Source organism: [Lactobacillus] timonensis (genome assembly GCF_900240275.1).
In the GTDB taxonomy this organism is placed as follows: Bacteria; Bacillota; Bacilli; order Lactobacillales; family Lactobacillaceae; genus Limosilactobacillus; species Limosilactobacillus timonensis.
Genome location: NZ_LT964761.1, coordinates 272232 through 294004 on the forward strand (window position 1 = coordinate 272232; position 21773 = coordinate 294004).

Below are 21773 nucleotides of genomic sequence, written 5' to 3' on the forward strand. Positions count from 1 at the left end.
TCCATTACGATTGGTAATGTTAATTCTATAAAAAAATATCAACTGAATAGTCATAAATAACTAGACATTTCTAGCTATCGCCAACTTATAGAAAATCACTTGCCAATCACAGCTTAGACATCAAACGTACGTCTGGATACTTTTGCTTAAACCAGTTTTCAGCAAATTGATTTTCAAATAAGAAAACTGGACTACCGTCACGGTCTTTTACCAACATATTCCTAGACGAGGCCATATTCGGATCTAAATCATCAGGATTAACCCACCGAGCTGTCTTATGGCCCAAATTTTCCATAATCACCTCAGAGTGGTATTCATTCTGCATTCGAAATTTGAAAACTTCAAATTGTAGTTGTCCAACTGCACCGAGGATGTAGTCGTTTGAATTGTATCCCTGGAATAACTGAATTGCACCTTCTTGTACTAGCTGATTAATTCCTTTATGGAAGGATTTTTGCTTCATAACATTCTTCGCATTGACCCTGACAAATAATTCGGGAGTGAATTGTGGCAATTTTTCGAACTTTATATCTTTTTTGCCCGTATAAATAGAATCGCCAATTTGGAAATTACCAGTATCGTACAAACCAATAATATCGCCAGCCACCGCATTTTCAACATTTTCCCGGGTATCAGCCATAAATTCAGTAACATTAGAAAGTCGAATACTTTGTTTAGTACGTTCTAAAGTAACATCCATACCTTTATTAAATTCACCAGAACAAATTCGCACAAAAGCAATTCGATCACGGTGACGAGGATTCATATTTGCCTGAATCTTAAAAACAAATCCAGAGAAATCAGAATAAAGCGGTTTAATATCACTGCCATCCTCCGTCTTATGGTCCTGAGGTGCAGGGGCAAATTGTAAATAAGTCTCTAAAAAGGTTTGTACTCCAAAATTAGTTAAAGCCGATCCAAAGAAAACAGGTGTCTGATCACCCACAGCAATTTTTTGTTTATCAAATGGATTTCCTGCCGCTTCAACCAGCTCTATTTCTTCGAGGGCATCATCCCATTCGCCGTTACCAGCCAACGGATTATCCCCCTTAACTTGACCATCATTGTCAAGAGGTATGTAAGGATTCTCAGGATCAGTGGGATGCGTTAAAGCAACACGTTTGTTATAACGATCATAAATCCCCATAAACTGTCGGCCTGAACCAATTGGCCAATTTATCGGATAAGTTTCAATTCCCAAAACTTCTTCTACCTCATTACAGAGATCCAACGGATCGCGGCCATCACGGTCAAGTTTGTTCATAAAAGTAAAAATTGGAATTCCCCGCATTTTACAAATTTGAAAAAGTTTTTTTGTTTGTGGTTCAATCCCCTTGGCAGCATCAATAACCATTACAGCAGAGTCCACTGCCATCAGTGTCCGGTAGGTATCTTCAGAAAAATCCTCGTGACCTGGTGTGTCTAGAATGTTGATCCTCTTCCCTTGAAAATCAAATTGCATCACAGAACTTGTCACGGAAATACCCCGCTTTTTTTCAATTTCCATCCAATCAGACTTAGCAAAATTTCCAGTCTTTCGAGCTTTGACAGTTCCTGCCTCATGTACTACTCCACCAAATAGCAATAACTGTTCAGTAATTGTCGTCTTTCCGGCATCAGGGTGTGAAATGATCGCAAAGGTACGTCGCCGATTGACAGCGTTGGCTAATTGCTTTTTATCCACTTTAATTCTCCTTATTCAAATCGTTAAGTATAATCCTATTAATTTTAACCTGTGTTGTTGACAATGTAAATTCACATTGAATTGTTGACTAAATTCTCACTGTGAATCATAATATATAAAACTGCTAAGGCAGTTTTTTTATTCAAACGCAGTTCAAAAATAATGACCAGGAGCATTTTATGAACACTAATCATTTGCTTGTTCTCCAAGAAATTATTCAACATCCCCAAGCTACCCAACGCCAATTAGCATCCTTAAGCGGTTTTTCACTCGGAAAAATTAATCAAACTGTGAATGATCTAATCAATAATGGTTACCTTGGTAATAACAGCAACATTACTTCTAAGGCATCAAAATTAATTTACAGCAAAAGCCCGGAGCGCGCCATCATTTTGGCTGCTGGATACGGGATGCGTATGGTACCTATTAATATGGAACAACCCAAAGCTCTTCTCAAAGTACATGGTGAAACTTTAATTGAACGTCAAATTAAACAACTTCATGACGTAGGGATTCATAACATCACTATTGTAGTTGGCTTCTTAAAGGAGCGGTTTGAATTCCTCGTCGATCAATATCATGTCCATTTAATTGTTAACGCTAAATACGCTACCCATAACAACCTATCTTCATTAGCACTAACAACAAATTTACTTAAAAATGCCTATATCATTCCAAGTGACATTCACTTCAAAAACAATCCCTTTTCAAGAAACGAGCTTTATTCTTGGTACATGTTTTCAGAAAAGCACCAACCAGAACAGGAATTTAACGTTACCAAACACCTCAAAATCACAAAAGCATCTTCAGATCATCAGGGAATGGTTCCTGTGGGTCTAGCTTATCTAACTGACCCAGAAGCAAGTCAGATAAGCCAAAATTTAATTGCCTTGTCACAGCAACCTGAAAATAACAACTCTTTTTGGGAAAAAGCACTAGTTAAGAAACGCGATTTTATCATTCCGGCTAAACTTATCCATAATAATGATTTTACCGAAGTGAACACCCTTGAAGACCTTCGCGATCTAGATTCAAATACCAATCACCTCAATAATCTTGCATTCCGTATTATTGAGCATACTCTAGACGTTAATTCATCTGACATTCACAATATCAAAGTGCTGAAAAAAGGGATGACTAACCGTTCATTCATGTTTGAAGCAGCTGGCGGTAAATATATCATGCGAATTCCCGGGCCAGGAACATCTGTTTTAATCGATCGTTCGGAAGAGGCTAATGTTTATAACGTTATCAAAGGATTAAATTTTGTTGAACCAGTACTATACATCAATCCACAAAATGGTTATAAGTTAACTAAATTCCTGGAAAACTCAAGAACGTGCGATTCAACCAACTCACAAGATGTGCAACGCTGCATGAATTTACTACGTCATTTTCACGAAAAAAATATACAAGTAAACCATACCTTTAATCTATATGAAGAAATCGAAAAGTACGAACAATTACGTGATGGTCAACCATCTGCATATCGTGACTATGAAGTAACAAAACAAAACGTATTCAGTCTAAAAAGCTTCATTGAGAATCATCGTCATGACTGGACATTATGTCATATTGATGCCAATTCTGATAATTTTCTGTTTGTAAAAAAAGGCCAGCGTGAAGTTCTAAAATTGATTGACTGGGAATACGCTGGAATGCAGGATCCACATCTCGACATCGCAATGTTTGCCATCTATGCTGGCTATAATCGGCAGCAAATTGATCAATTAATTGAGCAATACTTTCATGGGCCGTGTGATCGGCAAACTCATGTTAAAATTTATTGCTACGTTGCCACAGCAGCTCTTCTTTGGAGCAACTGGTGTGAGTATAAGCAAACTCTTGGGATCGATTTTGGAGAATACTCACTTAATCAATATCGCTACGCCAAAGAGTTTAGTCGTCTGTCCCACGCACTAACTAAAAAGGAAGAATTATAATGACTTACCAAGTTAAACGCGCTATTATCATGGCTGCGGGTTTTGGTACCCGGATGCGTCCACTAACTTACAAAACACCAAAGCCCCTCATTCCAGTTCACGGACAACCAATGATCGAATCGGTAATTGACTCACTTCACCGTAACCAAATTCAAGAAATTCATGTTGTTGTAGGCTATATGAAAGACAAGTTCATGTACTTAACCTCAAAATACCCTAATTTAGACCTTATTGAGAATCCCGACTATCAACGATATAATAACATTTCATCTTTATACCACGCTCGCCAGTTTTTAGACAACGTCATCATTCTTGATGGTGACCAGGTGATTAACGATGACTCTATTCTTCGTCCCGAGTTTGAACGCTCTGGTTATAACTGTGTTTGGACCCCAGGGTATTCGAACGAGTGGATGTTGACATTGAATGAGGAACACATTGTCACTAATTGCCGTCGCAATGGTGGATACCTAGGGTGGCGTTTGTACAGCGTATCACGATGGAATCATCGCGACGGGCAACAATTACGCTCAGATCTAGAAAAAGAATACGAAATAAACCATCACTATGACATTTATTGGGATGACGTCGCAATGTTCTCCTATCCCGCACACTACTCTTTAGGAATCATGCCAATGAAGACGAACGCCATTCAAGAAATCGATAGTATTACTCAATTAGCTCAAATCGATGCACATTACCGCCCGCTTCTTTTAAAGAAGGTCCAAGAATGAAAAAAAGAGAACTACAACAAGAACTTGATTGGCCAATGATGGTTATACCTATTTCCATTATCACCATTATTTCAATTGTTTTTTTCTCTTGGCCGAAAGATTCACGACAAGTACTCAGCCTTTGCCGCACCTGGATTAACCATCACCTTACTAGCTATTTTCTCTGGATTGCTATCCTCTGTTTTGTTGCACCACTAATAATTGCTTGTAGTAAATGGGGGAAAATTAGACTAGGGAATAATTCGCGACCACAGTATTCTAACCTGAAATGGGGAACAATGATTTTCACATCGACTATGTCAGCCGACGTTATTTTTTATTCACTATGTGAATGGACCATGTATGCCAACGACCCACTAATCCAATCAACACCGGGTGGCTACCGAAAATGGGCATTATCATATTCATTATTTCATTGGGGACCGCTAGCATGGGGATTTTATATCACCTTAGCTATTGCCTTTGGCTATATGTTATACGTGCGCCAAGAAGACCAACAAAAATTTTCAACCGCTTGTCGGCCTTTATTAGGCTCCCATACTAATACACTTGTAGGCAAAACAATTAACCTATTGGCAATTATTGCTTTAATTGCTGGAACAGCGACGACTTTCTCAATGTCTATGCCATTACTGTCAGCGGCGGTTAGCCATATTTTCGGCTTAAGTGACGGTAAATGGCTATCAATCGTAATGCTATTACTAGTTATGTTTACTTATACTACTACTATTATTTTTGGTATGAACGGTATTAGTAAGCTCGCTACTACCTGCTCTTACTTTTTCATTGGATTAATCTTGTACTTCTTCATTTTTGGTGGACAACAAGGTTTTATTTTAAACCATGGTGCTAAATCATTCATGACAATGCTGACACATTTTAGTCAAATGTCTACTGTCACTCATCCAGCAATTCGTAATAAGTTTGTACAGCACTGGACTGTTTACTACTGGTGCTATTGGATGGTGTGGTGTACAGCAACCCCCTTCTTTATTGGAAAAATTAGTAAGGGACGCACCATTAGGAATGTTGTATTTGGAGGTTTTAGTTGGGGCTTAGCTGGTACTTACCTTGCCTTTATAGTTTTAAGTGGCTATGGTCTTGCACAACAAAGTCAAGGCCACATCCACATATTACACCAAGTATCAGTTAATTCCTCATACGCTCAATCTATTATTAAAATATTCGAAACCTTGCCATTTCCAAATATTGCCCTCCTACTTTTGGTGGTTGCAATGGTGGGATTGTATTCTACTGTTTTTGATAGTATTACAATGGTAGTTTCCTCTTACTCCTATAAGTTTCTTAACGTTAATACGGAACCAGATCGCAAAATCCGTGCCTTCTGGGCGTTTACTTTCGTCATCTTACCACTAGCGCTAATTGCCACTGGTAATTCGGTTTATAATATCCAATCAGTAGCGATTATTGGTGCTCTTCCTATTAGCATCATCATCATACTGATCCTTGCAAGTTTTCTCATATCAGTTCGTTATCCACATAATTGATAATCAATTTATACTTTAAAGACCCACTGGGAAGGGAGTGTAAAATATTTTGTGTAAATTGATACCTTGAGGGTATTGAAAAAGGGAAAGCCTTCCCCGTATGATTGAAATCGCTAAAAACCAATCAGAATACGGAGACTTTCCCCATGAACCAGTTTAACAAAGATATTATCGCAGCGCTATCTTCCGACAAAGATATTACCCTGAATGAAGTCTTACGTCGTCAAATCGAAGTGGCCGCTAATCAGTTCCTTCAAAATGAACTGACTGCGGTGCTAGGCTACGAACCACATACTCGGATTGACCGATCAAAAGACGACGTGAACTACCGGAACGGGACGTACACCCGCACGATCGACACTGAGTACGGTGAAATCAATCTGACGATCCCACGGGACCGGTTAAACAAGTTTCAAAACGCCCTCTTCCCTCCTTACGTGCGTCGGACTGATGGACTGGAGGAAATGGTCATCAAGATGTACTCCAAGGGCGTCACAACTCGTGAAATCGCTGATATGGTTGAGAGAATGTACGGCCACTACTACTCACCAACCACGGTTTCAAACATCACTAAGCGGACGGAACACCTGGTTGAAGAGTTCCACGAGCGCAAATTCAAGTACTCACAGTACGTCTGTGTGTTCCTCGATGCTACTTACATTCCGTTACGCCGTGGTACCGTTGAACGAGAAGCCGTTAACGTAGCGATCGGAATTCGAAGTGACGGCGGTAAGGAAGTTCTTGACTACAGTATCGCACCGACCGAGAACGGAGCCGCTTGGTCTGAACTACTCCAGGGATTACGCGCACGGGGGATTAAAGATATTCAGTTGTTCATCGCCGACGGTTTAGTTGGACTTCAATCTGCGATTGAGGCTAACTACCCACAGGCGAAGTTTCAACGGTGCTGGGTCCACGCAGAGCGCAACCTTTTAGGGTACGTTCGCAAAAACGATCGCAGGGAGATTATCACCGACTTTAAGGCTATTCGGCAAGCAGAGAACCTACAAGCCGCCAAAGAACGATTGGCGGCTTTCAGTGCTAAGTGGGAGTCCAGTTATAAGCGTCGAATCAAGAATCTAGTCCAAATGGAGGAGCTATTCACGTTCTTCAGTTTTCCAACTGCGATCCGTCAGACCATCTACTCGACGAACCTAATTGAGTCGTTCAATAAGAGCCTGAAGAAGATGGTCCGACGTAAAGAGCAGTTCCCAAACGAAGGGGCCCTCGATCGCTTTATCATGACGCAAGTGATGGAGTACAACGATAAATTTGAGAATCTAGCACATCGGGGATTCAAGGAGTGTCACGACACGCTTGATTCGATGTTTTAGAAGTGCCAATTCACGCGGGCGAAGTTTCCTTTTTTACACAACATTCTTGACACTCTCAGTAAATAACTAAAGCAACCAAGCATTGGCCGTATCGAAGTTATACCAAGCGCCATTAATATAGTGTCGCCCCGTCACGGCTCGGCCATCTTGAGTAAAGTAATACCAATGGCCGTTAATCCACTGCCAGTTGCGAAGCGCCCACGCATTTGTTGGGTCAAAATAGTACCAAGCATCATTAATAAACTGCCAACCAGTGCTAGCCCAAGCGTTTTTCTCATCAAAGTAATACCAACTACCATTAATCTTTTGCCAACCTCCGTACGACCATGCACCTGACGGATCAAAGTAGTACCAAGCGTTGTTAATAAGCTGCCACCCTGTATTAGCCCAGGCATTTTTCTCGTCAAAGTAATACCAGGCCCCGTTAATATGTTGTAGCCCTGTGGCTGCTTGACCATTACTTTGGAAATAGTACCAACGACCATTGATCTTTTCCCAACCTTGATATGACCATGTACCCGTCGGGTCAAAGTAGTACCAAGCGTTGTTAATAAGCTGCCAACCTGTATTGGCCCAGGCATTTTTCTTGTCAAAGTAATACCAGGCCCCGTTAATATGTTGTAGCCCTGTGGCTGCTTGACCATTGCTTTGGAAATAGTACCAATTTCCGGCGTCAGACTTAAACCATCCTTTCTTGGCTTGTGCATTATTTTTATCGAAATAATACCAATATCCATTAATCCTATGCCAACCAGTTGCATACTTACCAGTAGGATTAATAAAGTAAACTTGACCGTTAAGATCAACCGTGCCATTAGTGATGTCATTAGTAGCCATTACAGTGAGAACACCATTAGAGTCAGCATGAAGAATTTTACCATCAATGTTAATTTGCCTATTAATAATCATACGTCCCTGGCGATCATAATAGTGCATTTCTTGATTAACAGCATCAATTTGCAAGCCAGTCAACATCGCACCTGTAGAATCAAAATCATACCAAGAGCCATTGATGTATTGAAGTCCAGTTAACATCTTCCCATTATTGTTGGCCTCGTTATAGTAGTACCATTTGCCATTTTCCTGGTGCCAACCAGTTAACATGGAACCATCATCATTAAAGTAATACCAAGAGCCATCAATATAATCATCCTGACCATGGATCATTTTGCCATTATCATTAGTCGAAGCAGGATTATAATAATACCATTTATTATTTTCTAAGTGCCATCCAGTCACCATCGCCCATGAATCTGGGTCAAAATAATAGTAATTACCATTAATATACTGCTTTCCACTTACACTGGCACCATCACTACCGTAGTAGAACCACCTCATCCCATTATTCGCATTGGAATAAAGTCGTTGCCATCCAGTTTGAATAACACCATTTTTCTTAATATACCAGTGGCCATTTTGCATATATTGTTCAACTTGATCACTTTGAAAAATGTTGTCATAATCAATTGACAAGTCTAAATCACCATTATAGCCATATAGTTTGCCGTGAGAATTAAACTGCCATGCACCATAGTCACTTCGAATATTTTGATTAACGCGTGATGGATAATATAAATATTGAGCAATCCAGGTCTTTTTCTTACCTACTGTGGCACTTACTCCATATTGACTATCATATGACAAAGAACAATAAACAATATGGTTATTAAACCCTCTGCTGGAAAGTGCATCCCAAAAAGATTTCAAATCATTGGCGACATTCCCATATTGTACGTATCTCGATTCCATATCAGCAATCACCGGAGTAGATTTACTGAGCCCAAGGCGATCAAGCTCATCAGCAAAATAAATTCCTTCAGCCCATGCCTGCGCTGAATTTGCAAACTCATTAAAGTGGTATGCAGCTACTCCAAGTCCTGCCGCTTGAGCGTTTCTTACCTGTGATTGTGCATATGGGTTAATATATGAACCGCCTTCCGTAGCTTTAACAATAACCGTCTTAACACCATCGTTTTTCATTGTTTGATAGTTGGCCGGTGTTAAAGATGCTTGATAAGACGAAACATCAATAGCATCTACACGAGGATATTGTGAATCACCTACACTAATATAAGGGGTACCGTCTGGTGCCGTTTGAGTAGCAGCCAAAGACACCCGGTACAAATTTGAATTGGTGGCAGCCTTTTGGAAAGCTTGGCCAGAAGATACCACATTTTGATTAGTAGAAACCTGCGATGTTGTACTGCTACCTGTACTATGGATTTTAAGAGACGCCTGATCCTCACTGTTGTTGTAATTAACTACATTCGCAATACTGTTATCTATGCCTGCCGCCTGAGTATCTGCCTGAACTGTATGCACATGAAGTGCCAATGATCCACTTAATGAAGCAAGAACTAAAGAACTCCACAGATAATACTTAAAATTTCCGAAATGTTTGTGATTCATAATTGGCTCCTTTCAGGTTTAAATAAAAAGGTTCTACACTATTCGGTACTGATGGAATTTTCCATCGGTACCGTTTTTCGTTTATGATGACAATAAAAAAAACGGACAATCACCCCAAAGCCTAAATCGTGGTGATTGTCCTCCAGAAAGGAAATTAATCCTCATGACTAATGATATCAACTTTTTAACCGGAATCCAAGACCCAGGGCTTCAGCTGGATAAAGAAGGGGCTGAGACTATTGATGACCAAACCAAAATCATTCATTTGGTCAAGACTGGTGAATGTCGTTGTCCTGTTTGTGGACGCCCGATGTTGAAGAATGGTTTTCGTCATCGCCCAGTAGTCATTACCGCCCTGTCGGTCGCTGGTGTAAAGACCATTCTCATGATTAAAAAACAGCAGTATATCTGTAAGCCGTCCACTAAATGTCCGCAAACCGTGACGAAAATCGCCACGATTAAAGGCATTAGCCGCGGCTGTCGGATTGCTAATAACGTGAAGCAATTCATTATCAAAGACCTTCACCGTAATATTTCACAGAAAGAGTTAGCCCATAACTATTACGTGTCTGCTAGTACCGTTGCCAGAACCATCGATACGCTAGAAAACACCTTTGTTCCTGAGAAAGATTGGCTGCCGGCAACGATTGCTTTTGATGACTTCAAGTCAGGCCAATTCGCTGATAGTGGGATGAGCATGCTCTTAATGAATCCGACTAATCATCGCACCATCGATATTATTAAATCCCGGAACTCGCGTTATTTAAAGCAATACTTTTATCGTCACTTTACCCGGCGGGCCCGATGTGCTGTCCGTTTGATTGTCGTCGACCTTTATCAACCTTACCGGAGCTTAATCAAGGAACTCTTTCCTCATGCCCGAATTATTGCCGATCATTTTCATATCGTTGCCCAGGCGTATCGGGCACTTCAAGCGGTGCGGATTAAAGTAATGAATCGTTATGGTCATGGCACCCACGAGTATCGCGTTTTAAAGCGTTTCTGGAAGTTACTTTTACAAAAAATCGCTCATTTAGATAATATTCACCACTATCCACGGCGCAACTTTCGTGGCGCCTGGTTGTCTGATAGTGAGGTCATTGATCGGCTTTTGTCCATGTCACCCGAATTGCAAATAGCTTATGACTACTACCAAACTTTGATAGAGGCAGTGGATCAAGGTCAAGCAGCAGAGTTAACGGCACTCTTACAACGCAAACTCACTAATCTGCCTAAACAATTACAAAAAGTCCAGCGGACTTTACGGCAACACCAGGAAGAAATCATCAGGAGCTTTCAATACCAGTTAACTAATGGTCCCATTGAGGGTACTAATAACAAAATCAAAGTAATCAAACGGACGGCTTATGGTTTTCGCAACTTTTTCCGGTTCCGGATTCGCATACTAATAGCATTAAAAAATTCGCACATCATGGTTCAGGCACCCATAATCACAAGAAAAACCAGCCCAAGCAAACTAGTTGCTTGAACTGGTCAAAATTAGCTATCAGTACNCAACTTTTTCCGGTTCCGGATTCGCATACTAATAGCATTAAAAAATTCGCACATCATGGTTCAGGCACCCATAATCACAAGAAAAACCAGCCCAAGCAAACTAGTTGCTTGAACTGGTCAAAATTAGCTATCAGTACCGATTGACAAAGAGCCAAATTAGCTATCAGTACCGATTGACAAAGAGCCAATAAAAAAGAGAAATCATTCGCGATTTCTCTTTGGTTTGCAAAATTATTGAAGTCCATTTCGGATAATAGTAAGTGGGTTTAGCCAAGTCCCGTTGTTGATGAAAGAACTTGCTAAAGCTTGGCTGTAGTTGTGATTGCGGGTAATCCCCAAGTGAAGATGAGATGTATCACGATAGCCGATAATATCACCAGTATTGATTTCCTGTCCAACATGAACAGTAATTTTATTCTTACTTGAAAATGCTTCTTGGTAAACAACTAAGTATTCTCCAGTATCTACCAAAACATACCAATCAATGCCACGTCCGTAGCCGACAGCCTTTACCGTACCACCATGAACAGCATGAACAGCACTACCTGGATGATCGATTGAACCGAAGTCCAAACCGTCATGAAAACCATTCAAACGGAATTCACCACCAGGGTTAACACCAAATAATTGGGAACCCATAAAGTGTCCTTGACCAACTGAGGGAAACGGCCAAGCCCAGCCATCTTCCCAAACACCATTAGACTTAAAAGTATACCGTTTGCCATTAATTGTGTGAGTACCAGTGTACATGTATGCGTTAGCTGGATCAAAGTAGTACCACTGACCATTAATCTTATTCCAACCTGTGTTACACCATGCACCCACTGGGTCCATGTAGTACCAAGCACCATTAATGTAATTCCAGCCAGTAACACACCAAGCATTTGTTGGATCCATGTAGTACCAGGCACCATTAATCTTATTCCAATCAGTTTGTGCTGCGGTGGTTTTCTCGTCCATCCAGTACCAACGCTTATTAATTTTATTCCAGCCAGTAACAGCAGTACCAGTCTGGGGATCGAAATAGTACCAAGAGTCGCCCTTTTTAATCCATCCATGAGTAAAACTGTTACTTGACGGATCATAATTAAAGGTCTCGCCATTAATGGTAAACAGGCCAGTCGAAATCAAATTGATAATCCCATCATCACCAACAAATGTGGAATTACCATTACTGTCAGTGACCGTGACATTGGTATGCAACTTACCATCATTATCGACATTAATAATCTTGCCGTCAGAAGTAACAGAAGTGCTCTTAATTTGATGACCATCCTTGTCAAAATAGTAAGTGCTACCACCAATTGACTGTTTGCCAGTAAGCATCTTACCATGTTGCTGTGGATCTAAACAGTAAGTCTTATTACCAATATTTTGCCAACCACTTTCAATCCAAGCCTGATTAGGATCCATGTAATACCACGATCCATCAATAAAATTCCAACCAGTTAATGCCCAAGAATTAGCCGGATCAAAATAATATTCATGCCCATTAATTGTTTGGAAATTCTTAGCTGCTTGTGAAGTATCAGAACTAAAGTAGTACCACTTGCCGTTAAGTTTGTGCCAACCAGTTAGCGCATAGGCATTCTGAGGATCAAAGCAATACCATGAATCATTGATTAGTCGCCACCCTTGCCAAGCACTGGTGCTGTCCTTATCAAAGTAGTACCAACCACCATTAATACTCTGTAGCCCGGTAGCGGCAATACCAGTTGACGATGAAAAGTAATGCCAATATCCAGCCTTAGATTTAAACCAGCCAGTATAAGCCCATGCATTAACATCATCAAAGTAATACCATGAACCATTCTCTAATTGCCAGCCTGTCTTGGCCCAAGCGTTATTGACATCAAGGTCATACCAGGCACCATTAATCTTCTGAACGCCGGTAGCGGCTTTAGCCGTAGATGGATCAAAATAATACCACTTATTATTGATTTTTTGCCAGCCAGTATATGCCCAAGCATTAGTATCATCAAAGTAATACCATGAGCCGTTCTCTAATTGCCAACCAGTCTTTGCCCACGCATTGTTGACATCAAGGTCATACCAGGCACCATTGATCTTTTGAAGACCAGTAACAGCTTTTGAAGTAGCGGGGTCAAAATAATACCACTTATTATTAACCTTTTTCCAACCAGTATCTGCCCACGCATTGACCGTATCGTAGTAATACCATGAACCGCCAACAAAATTCCAGCCTTTGTTAGCCCAAGCATTGATGGGGTCAAAGTCATACCAATGGCCATTAATATGTTGCTCACCAGTAAGAGCATTCTTACTGGAAGAATCAAAGTAATACCAATTACCAGCTTCAGATTGATACCATCCGGTCTTAGCTTGATGTGTATTCTGATCGTAATACTGCCACGAGTTATCATTCTTTTGCCAACCACTCAAATTCTGAGTGGGAGTTTCATTTTGCTGGTTATTATGGTTAGTATCTGTAGCTTCAGAGTTGGTAGGCTTTAAACCATTGTTAGAATCATTAACAGCGGTACTGTTAGAGTCACTGACACTAAGATTGATTCCATTGTTAGCATTCTGAAGATTTTGAGCAGCTTGAGCTGAGGTAGTAACGTCGGAATTCGAGGTTACTTTTGTATCGGCTTCGTTATTATTCGCATTAACATCAGCATGCACCTTATGATGCCCGCCAAAAACAAAGCCGGACGATAAAATGCCTGCGAACAACCATAAACGTCCAATTAGCTTCGAGTTAGTCGATTTATTACCAGGTACAGACAAAATAATTTCTCCTTAATTATAAATCTTCGATATTTGTTTAAATTATTAATTATGTTTCATAGGTTAAGCTTCAAAACTTCACATTTCCAATTACTTTTCAATTATAAAGATATTGAATGCATGCTTCAATATCTAAACTAAAAAGTTAAAAAGGTCGTAAAAAAATAGTAATTAGTTTGTAACAAAAAAACATTTTTTACTAGTTAAGCTGTTTTTCCCACGCAATCACGTCATGAGAAACGCGTTTCTCCTTAGGTGGCAATTTCATAAAGTCACTACCATAGGTTGAAGATAAATACTGTCGCCAGCATGACATCGTACAAAATTTACGACCTTCAAACGAAATCGGCACGCTCACTTCAAACTCTCTTTTTGACATTATCTCTTTATCAAATTCTCCCCACGTAGGGTCGCCAACCAAGTTAGCATCATAATAATTGATGGACTTACTTATCTGGATTATTTTTTTATTTGCTCTAGCTATTCCGATAATCTTCGCACCCGAAACAGCAAAAGGCTTCACTATATGTTTGATGATCCCACCATTTGCTGCAAAGGGTTTAGCCGTAGCTAAAAGAATTGTCTTTCGAGCACGCTCAGATTTTGCAAACAATTGCTTTCTTTCCTCGAGATCCTCACTCACCCCATCAAACGGAAAAACATCAATCCACAACGAATTTTCTCCTTTTTCATTTGTGTATTTTTGATCAGTGACGGTATTAACATCAAGGACTTTAACATAAGGATAGTGTGACGTATTATTTTCAAAAGTGATAATCCGATAATGATCATCAAACACATCATCCTTTTTAATTAATCCAATTAGCTTGTCATACTGTGGTCGCGACATGCACACATCAACATCATCATCCCATGGAATGAAGCCATTATGCCTAACAGCACCAAGCAAGGTTCCAGCACACAAATAAAATTTCAAATTATGTTTTCGGCAAAAATTGTCAAAGTGAACCATTATTTCAATTATCTTGTTTTTTACTTCACGATTGGATAATCTTTTCACTAATGTCATCCCTCTCTGAAAATTCTTGTAACATTATTCCTTGACTTTACCTAGCCGTTCCAAAGCCATCTTGACAATTGGCGCCCTAAACACAAGGAGGCCAAGTCCGTACACAATAATGCCAACAAAAACCTGAAGGCAAAGATTAACAAAATTCATATTCATGATCTCGTTCAACCGGAACACAGCAAAAAACATTATTAACCCACTTAACAAATATCGCCATGTATCAGCAAACAGTCGGCGACGAGCAATGGTCGTTCTAATACAATGCAGTTGAACGGCAGTAACCGCAAACTCAGAAATAACGGTAGCAACCGCAGCACCATTAGCACCCCACAAGTGAATCAAAAATAAATTGGCAATCACATTAATAACAGCCCCAACGGTCACAGAAATTGTATATTCTGTCACTCTGTTGATTGGGACTAAATATTGATTACCAGCAACATTACTCCATGCAATAAATAGAATTGCAGGTGATTCTAAAAAAATAATTTTTCCCGTTGCAACATACTCGTGGCCAAGGAACCATGGTGCCATCTTAAATGAAACGGCCATTAAACCGAACATTATTGGGATTGCCAGTGCAGATACAAAATCGAACATATTGTATAAGCTATTTCTAATTCCTTTAACATCGCCCGCAGCAAATTTATTGGCAATATGTGGAAGCATGACCGTACCAGTAGCTGTCACCACAGCTAATACAACCTTCACAATCTTATCAGAATAATCAAATTGACCTAGTGCTGTTTGGGTTGACATTCGACCAAGCATCAACCGATTCACAACCACATATATCTGAATAGTTATCGTCGGAATAAATAACAATATAGAAGGATATAAATGTTTAAAGGGCTTCCATTCTTTCATTGGTACCCACTTCACAGAACCGCGAAGATAAGGCCACAACGTAAGATTACCAGCTAGCTGTGCAAAACCCAGTAAAAAAATATATCGTCCAAGGTCTTGAGGCCCTTTAATTATCACAAAGGTTAACGCAATAGTTGTCAATTTGACAACTGCATTTCTTGAAACGGTCTTTTTAAAGTCTTCAAGACCCATAAAATACCATGAAATATCAAATGCAGCAGCTATAATCCAAAGTGACTGGATTAAAAAATAAGTTTTAAATGTTGAGCTAAATAAAAATACGATTACAAGGTAAGATACAAGAGCTATTGTAACTGTGAAAGTCTGTAATAACTCAATACCGAAGAAGACACGTGATCGCTCAATTAGATCATCCCGACAATAAGCTATTTGTCTATTGCCGTAGGTAGTTATTCCCATTTGCCCTATTAAATAAAAAAAAGTGACCCAACTATTAGTATAGGCATTAATCCCACTACCGTTAGCACCAATAACACGTGAGATGTAAGGCGTAGTGATTAGTGGTGCCAAAATAAGTAGAATTTGGTAACCAGCGTTATACAAATAGTTCTTGATCACTTTCATAGTTGTTAATCAAACTCCTCATGAACTGCTTTCAGTGCAGCACTTAAAACTTGATCCATGTTGTAGTAACGGTATTGGCCAAGCCGTCCACCGAACATGACATTTGGTGTCTTTTCAGCCAGCTTGCGATATTCTTTGTACAGTAAGTTGTTCTCACTGTTGTTGACTGGGTAGTATGGCTCATCGCCACGGTGCCAGTCAGCTGGGTATTCCCGGGTAATAATGGTCTTGCCCTTGTCACCCTTGCCAAATTCAAAATGCTTGTGTTCAATGATCCGGGTGTAAGGAGTTTCCGCATCCGTGTAGTTAACCACCGCATTTCCTTGGTGATTATCTTCGTTAAGTTCTTCGGTTTCAAAACGGAGGCTTCGGTATTCCAGTTCCCCTAGTTGATAGTCAAAGAACTGGTCAATCGGTCCAGTGAAGAGAACACGCGGGTACTTAGCCAGGTATTCATCCTGATGGTCAAAGAAATCAACACCTAATTCTACATCAATCAGCTCACTATCGAGCATCTTTTTAACAATCTGGGTATAACCGCCAATCGGGATTCCCTGGTACGAGTCGTTAAAGTAGTTATTGTCGTAGGTCAAACGAACTGGCAGACGACGGATAATAAAGGCGGGTAGCTCAGTTGCTTTCTGCCCCCACTGCTTTTCCGTGTATCCCTTGACCAACTTTTCGTAGATATCACGGCCAATTAAAGAAATTGCCTGTTCTTCGAGGTTTTGCGGCTCTTTTCCAGCCATTTCTTGACGCTGTTCTTTAATCTTTGCCATGGCCTGAGCAGGTGTGACCACACCCCACATCTTGTTAAAGGTGTTCATGTTAAACGGCAGGTTGTAAATCTCACCCTTGTAGTTAGCAACCGGGCTGTTAGTATAGCGATTAAATTCCGCAAATTGGTTAATGTATTGCCAAATTTCTTTATTCGAAGTATGGAAAATGTGAGCGCCATACTGGTGAACCTGGATCCCATCAACTTCCTTGGTGTAGATGTTACCAGCAATGTGGTCACGCTTTTCAATGACCTTCACCCGTTTACCACGCTTAGCAGCTTCATGTGCAAAAGTGGCACCATAAAGTCCTGAGCCTACTACTAGATAATCGTACATAAAATATGCCTCCTAAAGGGTATATACGAGCAAAATAGTACCCTATTTAATTATTATACGCAAGTTTAACTATCATCTTTTTTTGACGTTTAACCTCCTACTATATGTATCAATGCAAACTGTAAATTACTTTTTGAACAATTATTCAAATAAGTGTCAACCACCTTCGTTAAGCTATCTGATATAAACGCCTATTTGTCTCAGATAAAATATTGGAAACAATGCTCTGTGTTATACTATCTTAGAAATAAATTCGTTTAGGAAGGTATCGTCTATCTCATGAAAAAAGGCATTCTGTTTGTCCCGTTTATGTCTGGTAGAGGCGGAACTGAAACTGTAATCCATAATCTGTTTTCCTCAATGTCAAATCATTCTCAATACAAGTTAAAAGTTTACAGCATTGGTGGTAGTGATATTACCGAATGGGAAAAAGGAGTAGATATTAAAACGACGTGGATCAGTAAGTATCGTTTCATCCGCAATTTATATTACCTCAGCGTTCTCCCAGCCCAAATGTTGATTATTCTGAAACGTGAAAAGCCTGATTTTATAATTTCAACCAACCCTGTCATGTGGTCACTAGCTCAATACATAAAAAAAGTCATTCATCTAAATGCCCCTGTGATTGCCTGGTATCACTATTCAACCATTCAGCACCCGATTAAAAAACTTTTTCTCCACTCGTGTGACTACTATTTAGCAATAAGCACAGGCATTAAAGAAGAGTTAAAGAAGAGCGGAATTACAAGTAGTAGAATTTTTAACGTATTAAATCCAATTATTTCCGATAAACGCATTATTCCACAATCAACCCAGCCAAAACACTTTATTTTTTTAGGACGTCTCATGCTCGATGGGCAAAAAAATATGAGGGAGTTAATTGATGCATTATCCCAAGTACATGGTAATTTCATATTGGACATTTATGGAGATAGTAGCCAAAGAAATGAAGTTAAACAATACATCCAATCCACTGGCTTAGCTGATAAAACCTTATTCCATGGTTTCATTGCTGACCCATGGAGCAAAATAAAGGAAGCCACTGCCATTATCTTAACGTCAAATTTTGAGGGATTGCCAACCGTTCTCTGTGAGGCTATATCTCATGGTGTATTTTGTGTATCAGCAAATATGCCGACTGGTCCCGATGACATTATTACAAATGATAATGGTATTATTTACCAACTTCATGATCAGAAATCACTAACTTCAATTTTGCAAAGGATCGTGGATGGCCATATTCAATTACCATCTCCTATAACTATCCAAAATACATTTCGAAAATTTGAACCTGATGAGTACTATCAACGATTTTCAAAAGCTATTAACGCAATTTTATTACGTTCCACAAACTCTTAATTTTGCAATATGGCAGATTGCAAGAAATAACTTGAACGAATTTAGTGACGTAGATTAAGCAAGAAGATCTCGATTGGTGTGTGCCAGTTAAGACATTTAAGTGGTCGGGAATTCAGATACCAATTAATTTGAACCAGCTGGCGATCGCTCAACTCTTCAATGGCTTGTCCCTTGGGAATAAACCGTCGCAAAACTCGATTACGGTTTTCATTACTACCGCGTTCATGTGGTGAATAAGCATGGGCAAAATAAACCGGAGTACCAGTTTGCCGTTCAATTGTCTGATAGTTAGCGAACTCTTTACCATGATCCACGGTCAGCGTCTTGAGCTTGTCTTGAAGTTGACTAGCTAGTTCAAGTACGGCTTGAGTCATGGACTGACTGTCGCGGCCATGGAGCCGTTTAACAATTGTCAGGCGACTCTTACGCTCCACAAAAGTAGCCACAGCTTGACCTTTACGCTTGCCAGAAAGCACGGTATCAGCTTCAAAGTGGCCGAATTCCTGGCGAGTTTCGACTTTATGAGAACGCTCCTCAATGGAGCGGCCGTGACTGAACGTACCACGCTTTTCTTTAGCACGATGACGACGCATTCCATGATCAGGCAAATCGGGTAACTGTACATCAAGCCATCCTTGATCAATCCAGTTATAGACCGTCTTGTAGGCAATCCCCACCACATGGGCAACTTGTTCAGGGGACCACTTCTGGACTTGAATCTTTTCTTCGATCAAGTGTTTAAGGTTTTTAGTGAGCGAAGACTTCCGCCCCCGTTGACTAACCTTGCGTTCAAAGTCAGTTTGCGCTAGCTCAGCCCGGTACTCACTATTTAGCCGGTGAAGTTCGTTAAAGACTGTGGTTTTACTAAAGCCTAAGTAATTAGCGATGTATCGTAAGGAACGTCCTTCATTATGAAACGTTTCAATGACAACGCGGTTCTGGAATGATAAAATAGTGGTGCCCATAAAGGTCCTTCTTTCTAATGGAATGTTGTGGTAGCACCATTAAAGACCTTGATGGGTTTTTCTGTCCACTTAAATGTTCAACTTAAATTTTACAATTTGCCATATAAAAAGGATCTACACTAAATCCTGTTGATGGATTGCCAACGTGGTAATCTGTTAATGGGATTTTTTCGTACAAAAAGGGAGCCATCACTGACTCCCTTCAGGAAAAATCTACGACCAAATAGCTTCTATCGAAAGGATGATTCAGGATGACTCCTAACAATGATTCTATCTGTTTTGCACTTGGAGTACATCTTGATGACCATTTCCTCCAGTCCATCAGTCCGACGCACGTAAGGAGGGAAGAGGGCGTTTTGAAACTTGTTTAACCGGTCCCGTGGGATCGTCAGATTAATTTCACCGTACTCAGTGTCGATAGTGCGGGTGTACGTCCCGTTCCGGTAGTTCACGTCGTCTTTTGATCGGTCGATCCGAGTATGTGGTTCGTAGCCTAGCACCGCAGTCAGTTCATTTTGAAGGAACTGATTAACGGCCACTTCGATTTGACAACGTAAGATTTCATTCAGGGTAATATCTTTGTCTGAAGATAGCGCTGCGATAATATCTTTGTTAAACTGGTTCATGGGGAAAGCCTCCGTATTCTGATTGGTTTTTAGCGATTTCAATCATACGGGGAAGGCTTTCCCTTTTTCAATACCCTCAAGGTATCAATTTACACAAAATATTTTACACTCCCCTCGTACAATACCCCTTAGGGTTGACACTTTAAATAATAAAAGTGTCATCTCTAGGGGGTGTTTTGAATAGGAACATATTCAACGACGGAAAAATTAAGGTTACTCAGTAATTACCAAGATTCAGACTACTCACTCGGGGTATACGCGGATTATCACCAGGTGCGGACCTCTAGCCTTAACAGATGGATTAAACAATTTTTAACGGCTGGTTTGGCTGGATTGATTCGCCCTGAACACAATCACAGGTACACACTTCAAACCAAGCGATTAGCCGTTAAAGCTTACCTTTCAGGTACCCTGTCAGGCCAAGCAATTCTCAATAGATATCAAATTCGTAGTCTTTCCCAACTACATCAATGGATTGTCCGGTACAATAGTGGACAATTAAGTGTTGCTTACGCAACAAGAAAGCGAGCTAGGAAAGTGGGCCGAAAAGTTACTTTTGAGGAGAAACGGCAAATTACTCAATGGACAATTGATCACGAGTATAACTATCAAGCCGCGGCAGAAAAATTTAATGTCAGCTATCAACGGGTCTATTCATGGGTACGAAAGTACCAAAGAACTCACGATTGGGAATCCCTTCAGGATAACCGGGGTCGCCATAAAGGCAAAACACCAACCAATGAAGTGGAAAGATTACGACAAGAAGTAAGGCAGCTGAAAGCTAAAGCGAAGGAACGGGAGGTACAGATTGCCTTCGCAAAAAAATTGGTCGAAATACACAATCGGGAGGTGGAACGGCCGGACGATATCAAGCGATTCAGGAAATGAGCCAAAGTGGGTATAAGGTATCTGATCTAGTTAAAGCAGCCGGGGTAAGTCGGCAGGCTTACTACAAGTGGCTTACCCATGAACCGACGGTTCATGATATTCAAGATCAAGAAATTCTAAAGCTCGTTAAACAGTTAGAAGCACAACATAAACACTGCGTTGGTTATGACAAGATGACCCGTTTAATAAAGCGGGAAAGATTATCATACACAGTTAACAAGAAGCGCGTCATGCGCATTATGAAGGAACACAGTATTAAAGCGGACTATCGTCAGCCTAAGAGAAAACGTGTGCAGGAGCAGGAAACTTATGAAGCACAGAATACCCTGAACCGCCAGTTTGAACAAGCTGCCGCAAATCAGGTGTGGGTGACGGACACGACGGAAATTGCCTACAACATTCGTAAGTACAAAGTCCGTCTACACGTTGTCCTGGATCTATACGGTCAATACCCACTTAG

General features: G+C 40.3%; 15 protein-coding genes and 1 pseudogene. 8 read left to right on the forward strand and 8 right to left on the reverse strand.

The genetic code is table 11. The annotated features are described in order from the left end of the window. Positions 1 to 106 precede the first annotated feature (106 nt). Positions 107 to 1684, reverse strand: coding sequence for a peptide chain release factor 3 (locus C1710_RS01395; protein ID WP_102279233.1), 1578 nt, complete (start codon positions 1682 to 1684; stop codon positions 107 to 109). 179 nt (positions 1685 to 1863) lie between these two features. On the opposite strand from C1710_RS01395, the gene C1710_RS01400 reads away from it, so the two are divergent. From C1710_RS01400 to C1710_RS01415, 4 genes are all read left to right on the forward strand, one after another. Beyond that, a complete protein-coding gene (locus C1710_RS01400; protein WP_102279236.1) occupies positions 1864 to 3627 on the forward strand; it encodes a phosphotransferase in 1764 nt (587 codons plus the stop codon). Continuing rightward, positions 3627 to 4361, forward strand: a complete 735-nt coding sequence (locus C1710_RS01405; RefSeq protein ID WP_102279238.1) for an NTP transferase domain-containing protein — start codon at positions 3627 to 3629, stop codon at positions 4359 to 4361. Before C1710_RS01400 ends, C1710_RS01405 begins: the two co-directional genes overlap by 1 nt. Continuing rightward, positions 4358 to 5869, forward strand: coding sequence for a BCCT family transporter (locus C1710_RS01410; protein ID WP_102279241.1), 1512 nt, complete (start codon positions 4358 to 4360; stop codon positions 5867 to 5869). The genes C1710_RS01405 and C1710_RS01410 overlap by 4 nt, the downstream gene beginning before the upstream one ends. 146 nt (positions 5870 to 6015) lie before the next feature. Next, on the forward strand, positions 6016 to 7203 hold the full coding sequence (locus C1710_RS01415; protein WP_102279244.1) for an IS256 family transposase: 1188 nt from the start codon (positions 6016 to 6018) through the stop codon (positions 7201 to 7203). A gap of 66 nt (positions 7204 to 7269) precedes the next feature. On the opposite strand, the gene C1710_RS01420 is transcribed toward C1710_RS01415, so the two are convergent. Beyond that, the gene (locus C1710_RS01420; protein ID WP_102279247.1) at positions 7270 to 9612 is read right to left on the reverse strand and encodes a GH25 family lysozyme; all 2343 of its coding nucleotides are present in this window, start codon (positions 9610 to 9612) and stop codon (positions 7270 to 7272) included. 163 nt (positions 9613 to 9775) lie between these two features. On the opposite strand from C1710_RS01420, the gene C1710_RS01425 reads away from it, so the two are divergent. Continuing rightward, positions 9776 to 11101, forward strand: a complete 1326-nt coding sequence (locus C1710_RS01425) for an ISL3 family transposase (protein ID WP_102279250.1) — start codon at positions 9776 to 9778, stop codon at positions 11099 to 11101. Positions 11102 to 11358: 257 nt separating this feature from the next. Here the strand turns inward: C1710_RS01425 and C1710_RS01430 are convergent, their stop codons facing one another. The 4 genes from C1710_RS01430 to glf all read right to left on the reverse strand — a co-directional run bounded on the left by C1710_RS01430 (position 11359) and on the right by glf (position 17475). Beyond that, a complete protein-coding gene (locus C1710_RS01430; RefSeq protein ID WP_146002358.1) occupies positions 11359 to 13824 on the reverse strand; it encodes a peptidoglycan DD-metalloendopeptidase family protein in 2466 nt (821 codons plus the stop codon). Between the two features lie 253 nt (positions 13825 to 14077). Next, positions 14078 to 14899 carry a LicD family protein gene (locus C1710_RS01435; RefSeq protein WP_180961269.1) on the reverse strand — a complete coding sequence of 274 codons (822 nt, stop codon included), beginning with the start codon at positions 14897 to 14899 and terminating at the stop codon, positions 14078 to 14080. 33 nt (positions 14900 to 14932) lie between these two features. After that, entirely contained in the window at positions 14933 to 16360 is a 1428-nt protein-coding gene (locus C1710_RS01440; RefSeq protein ID WP_102279258.1) for an oligosaccharide flippase family protein, read from the reverse strand. A gap of 5 nt (positions 16361 to 16365) precedes the next feature. Then, on the reverse strand, positions 16366 to 17475 hold the full coding sequence (gene glf / locus C1710_RS01445) for a UDP-galactopyranose mutase (RefSeq protein WP_102279261.1): 1110 nt from the start codon (positions 17473 to 17475) through the stop codon (positions 16366 to 16368). A gap of 279 nt (positions 17476 to 17754) precedes the next feature. On the opposite strand from glf, the gene C1710_RS01450 reads away from it, so the two are divergent. Beyond that, positions 17755 to 18834, forward strand: a complete 1080-nt coding sequence (locus C1710_RS01450) for a glycosyltransferase (RefSeq protein WP_102279264.1) — start codon at positions 17755 to 17757, stop codon at positions 18832 to 18834. 41 nt (positions 18835 to 18875) lie between these two features. Here C1710_RS01450 and C1710_RS01455 read toward each other — a convergent pair whose 3' ends face one another. Both C1710_RS01455 and C1710_RS01460 read right to left on the reverse strand, forming a co-directional pair. Further along, on the reverse strand, positions 18876 to 19799 hold the full coding sequence (locus C1710_RS01455) for an IS30 family transposase (protein ID WP_102279266.1): 924 nt from the start codon (positions 19797 to 19799) through the stop codon (positions 18876 to 18878). Between the two features lie 263 nt (positions 19800 to 20062). Beyond that, positions 20063 to 20425 (reverse strand): annotated as a pseudogene (locus tag C1710_RS01460) (transposase); the annotation flags it as partial. A gap of 273 nt (positions 20426 to 20698) precedes the next feature. Between C1710_RS01460 and C1710_RS01465 the strand changes: the two are divergent. Then, a complete protein-coding gene (locus C1710_RS01465; protein WP_102279073.1) occupies positions 20699 to 21313 on the forward strand; it encodes a helix-turn-helix domain-containing protein in 615 nt (204 codons plus the stop codon). Then, positions 21310 to 21773: IS3 family transposase (locus C1710_RS01470; protein ID WP_146002387.1), on the forward strand; the 464-nt coding region annotated here is incomplete at its 3' end. The genes C1710_RS01465 and C1710_RS01470, both read left to right, overlap by 4 nt.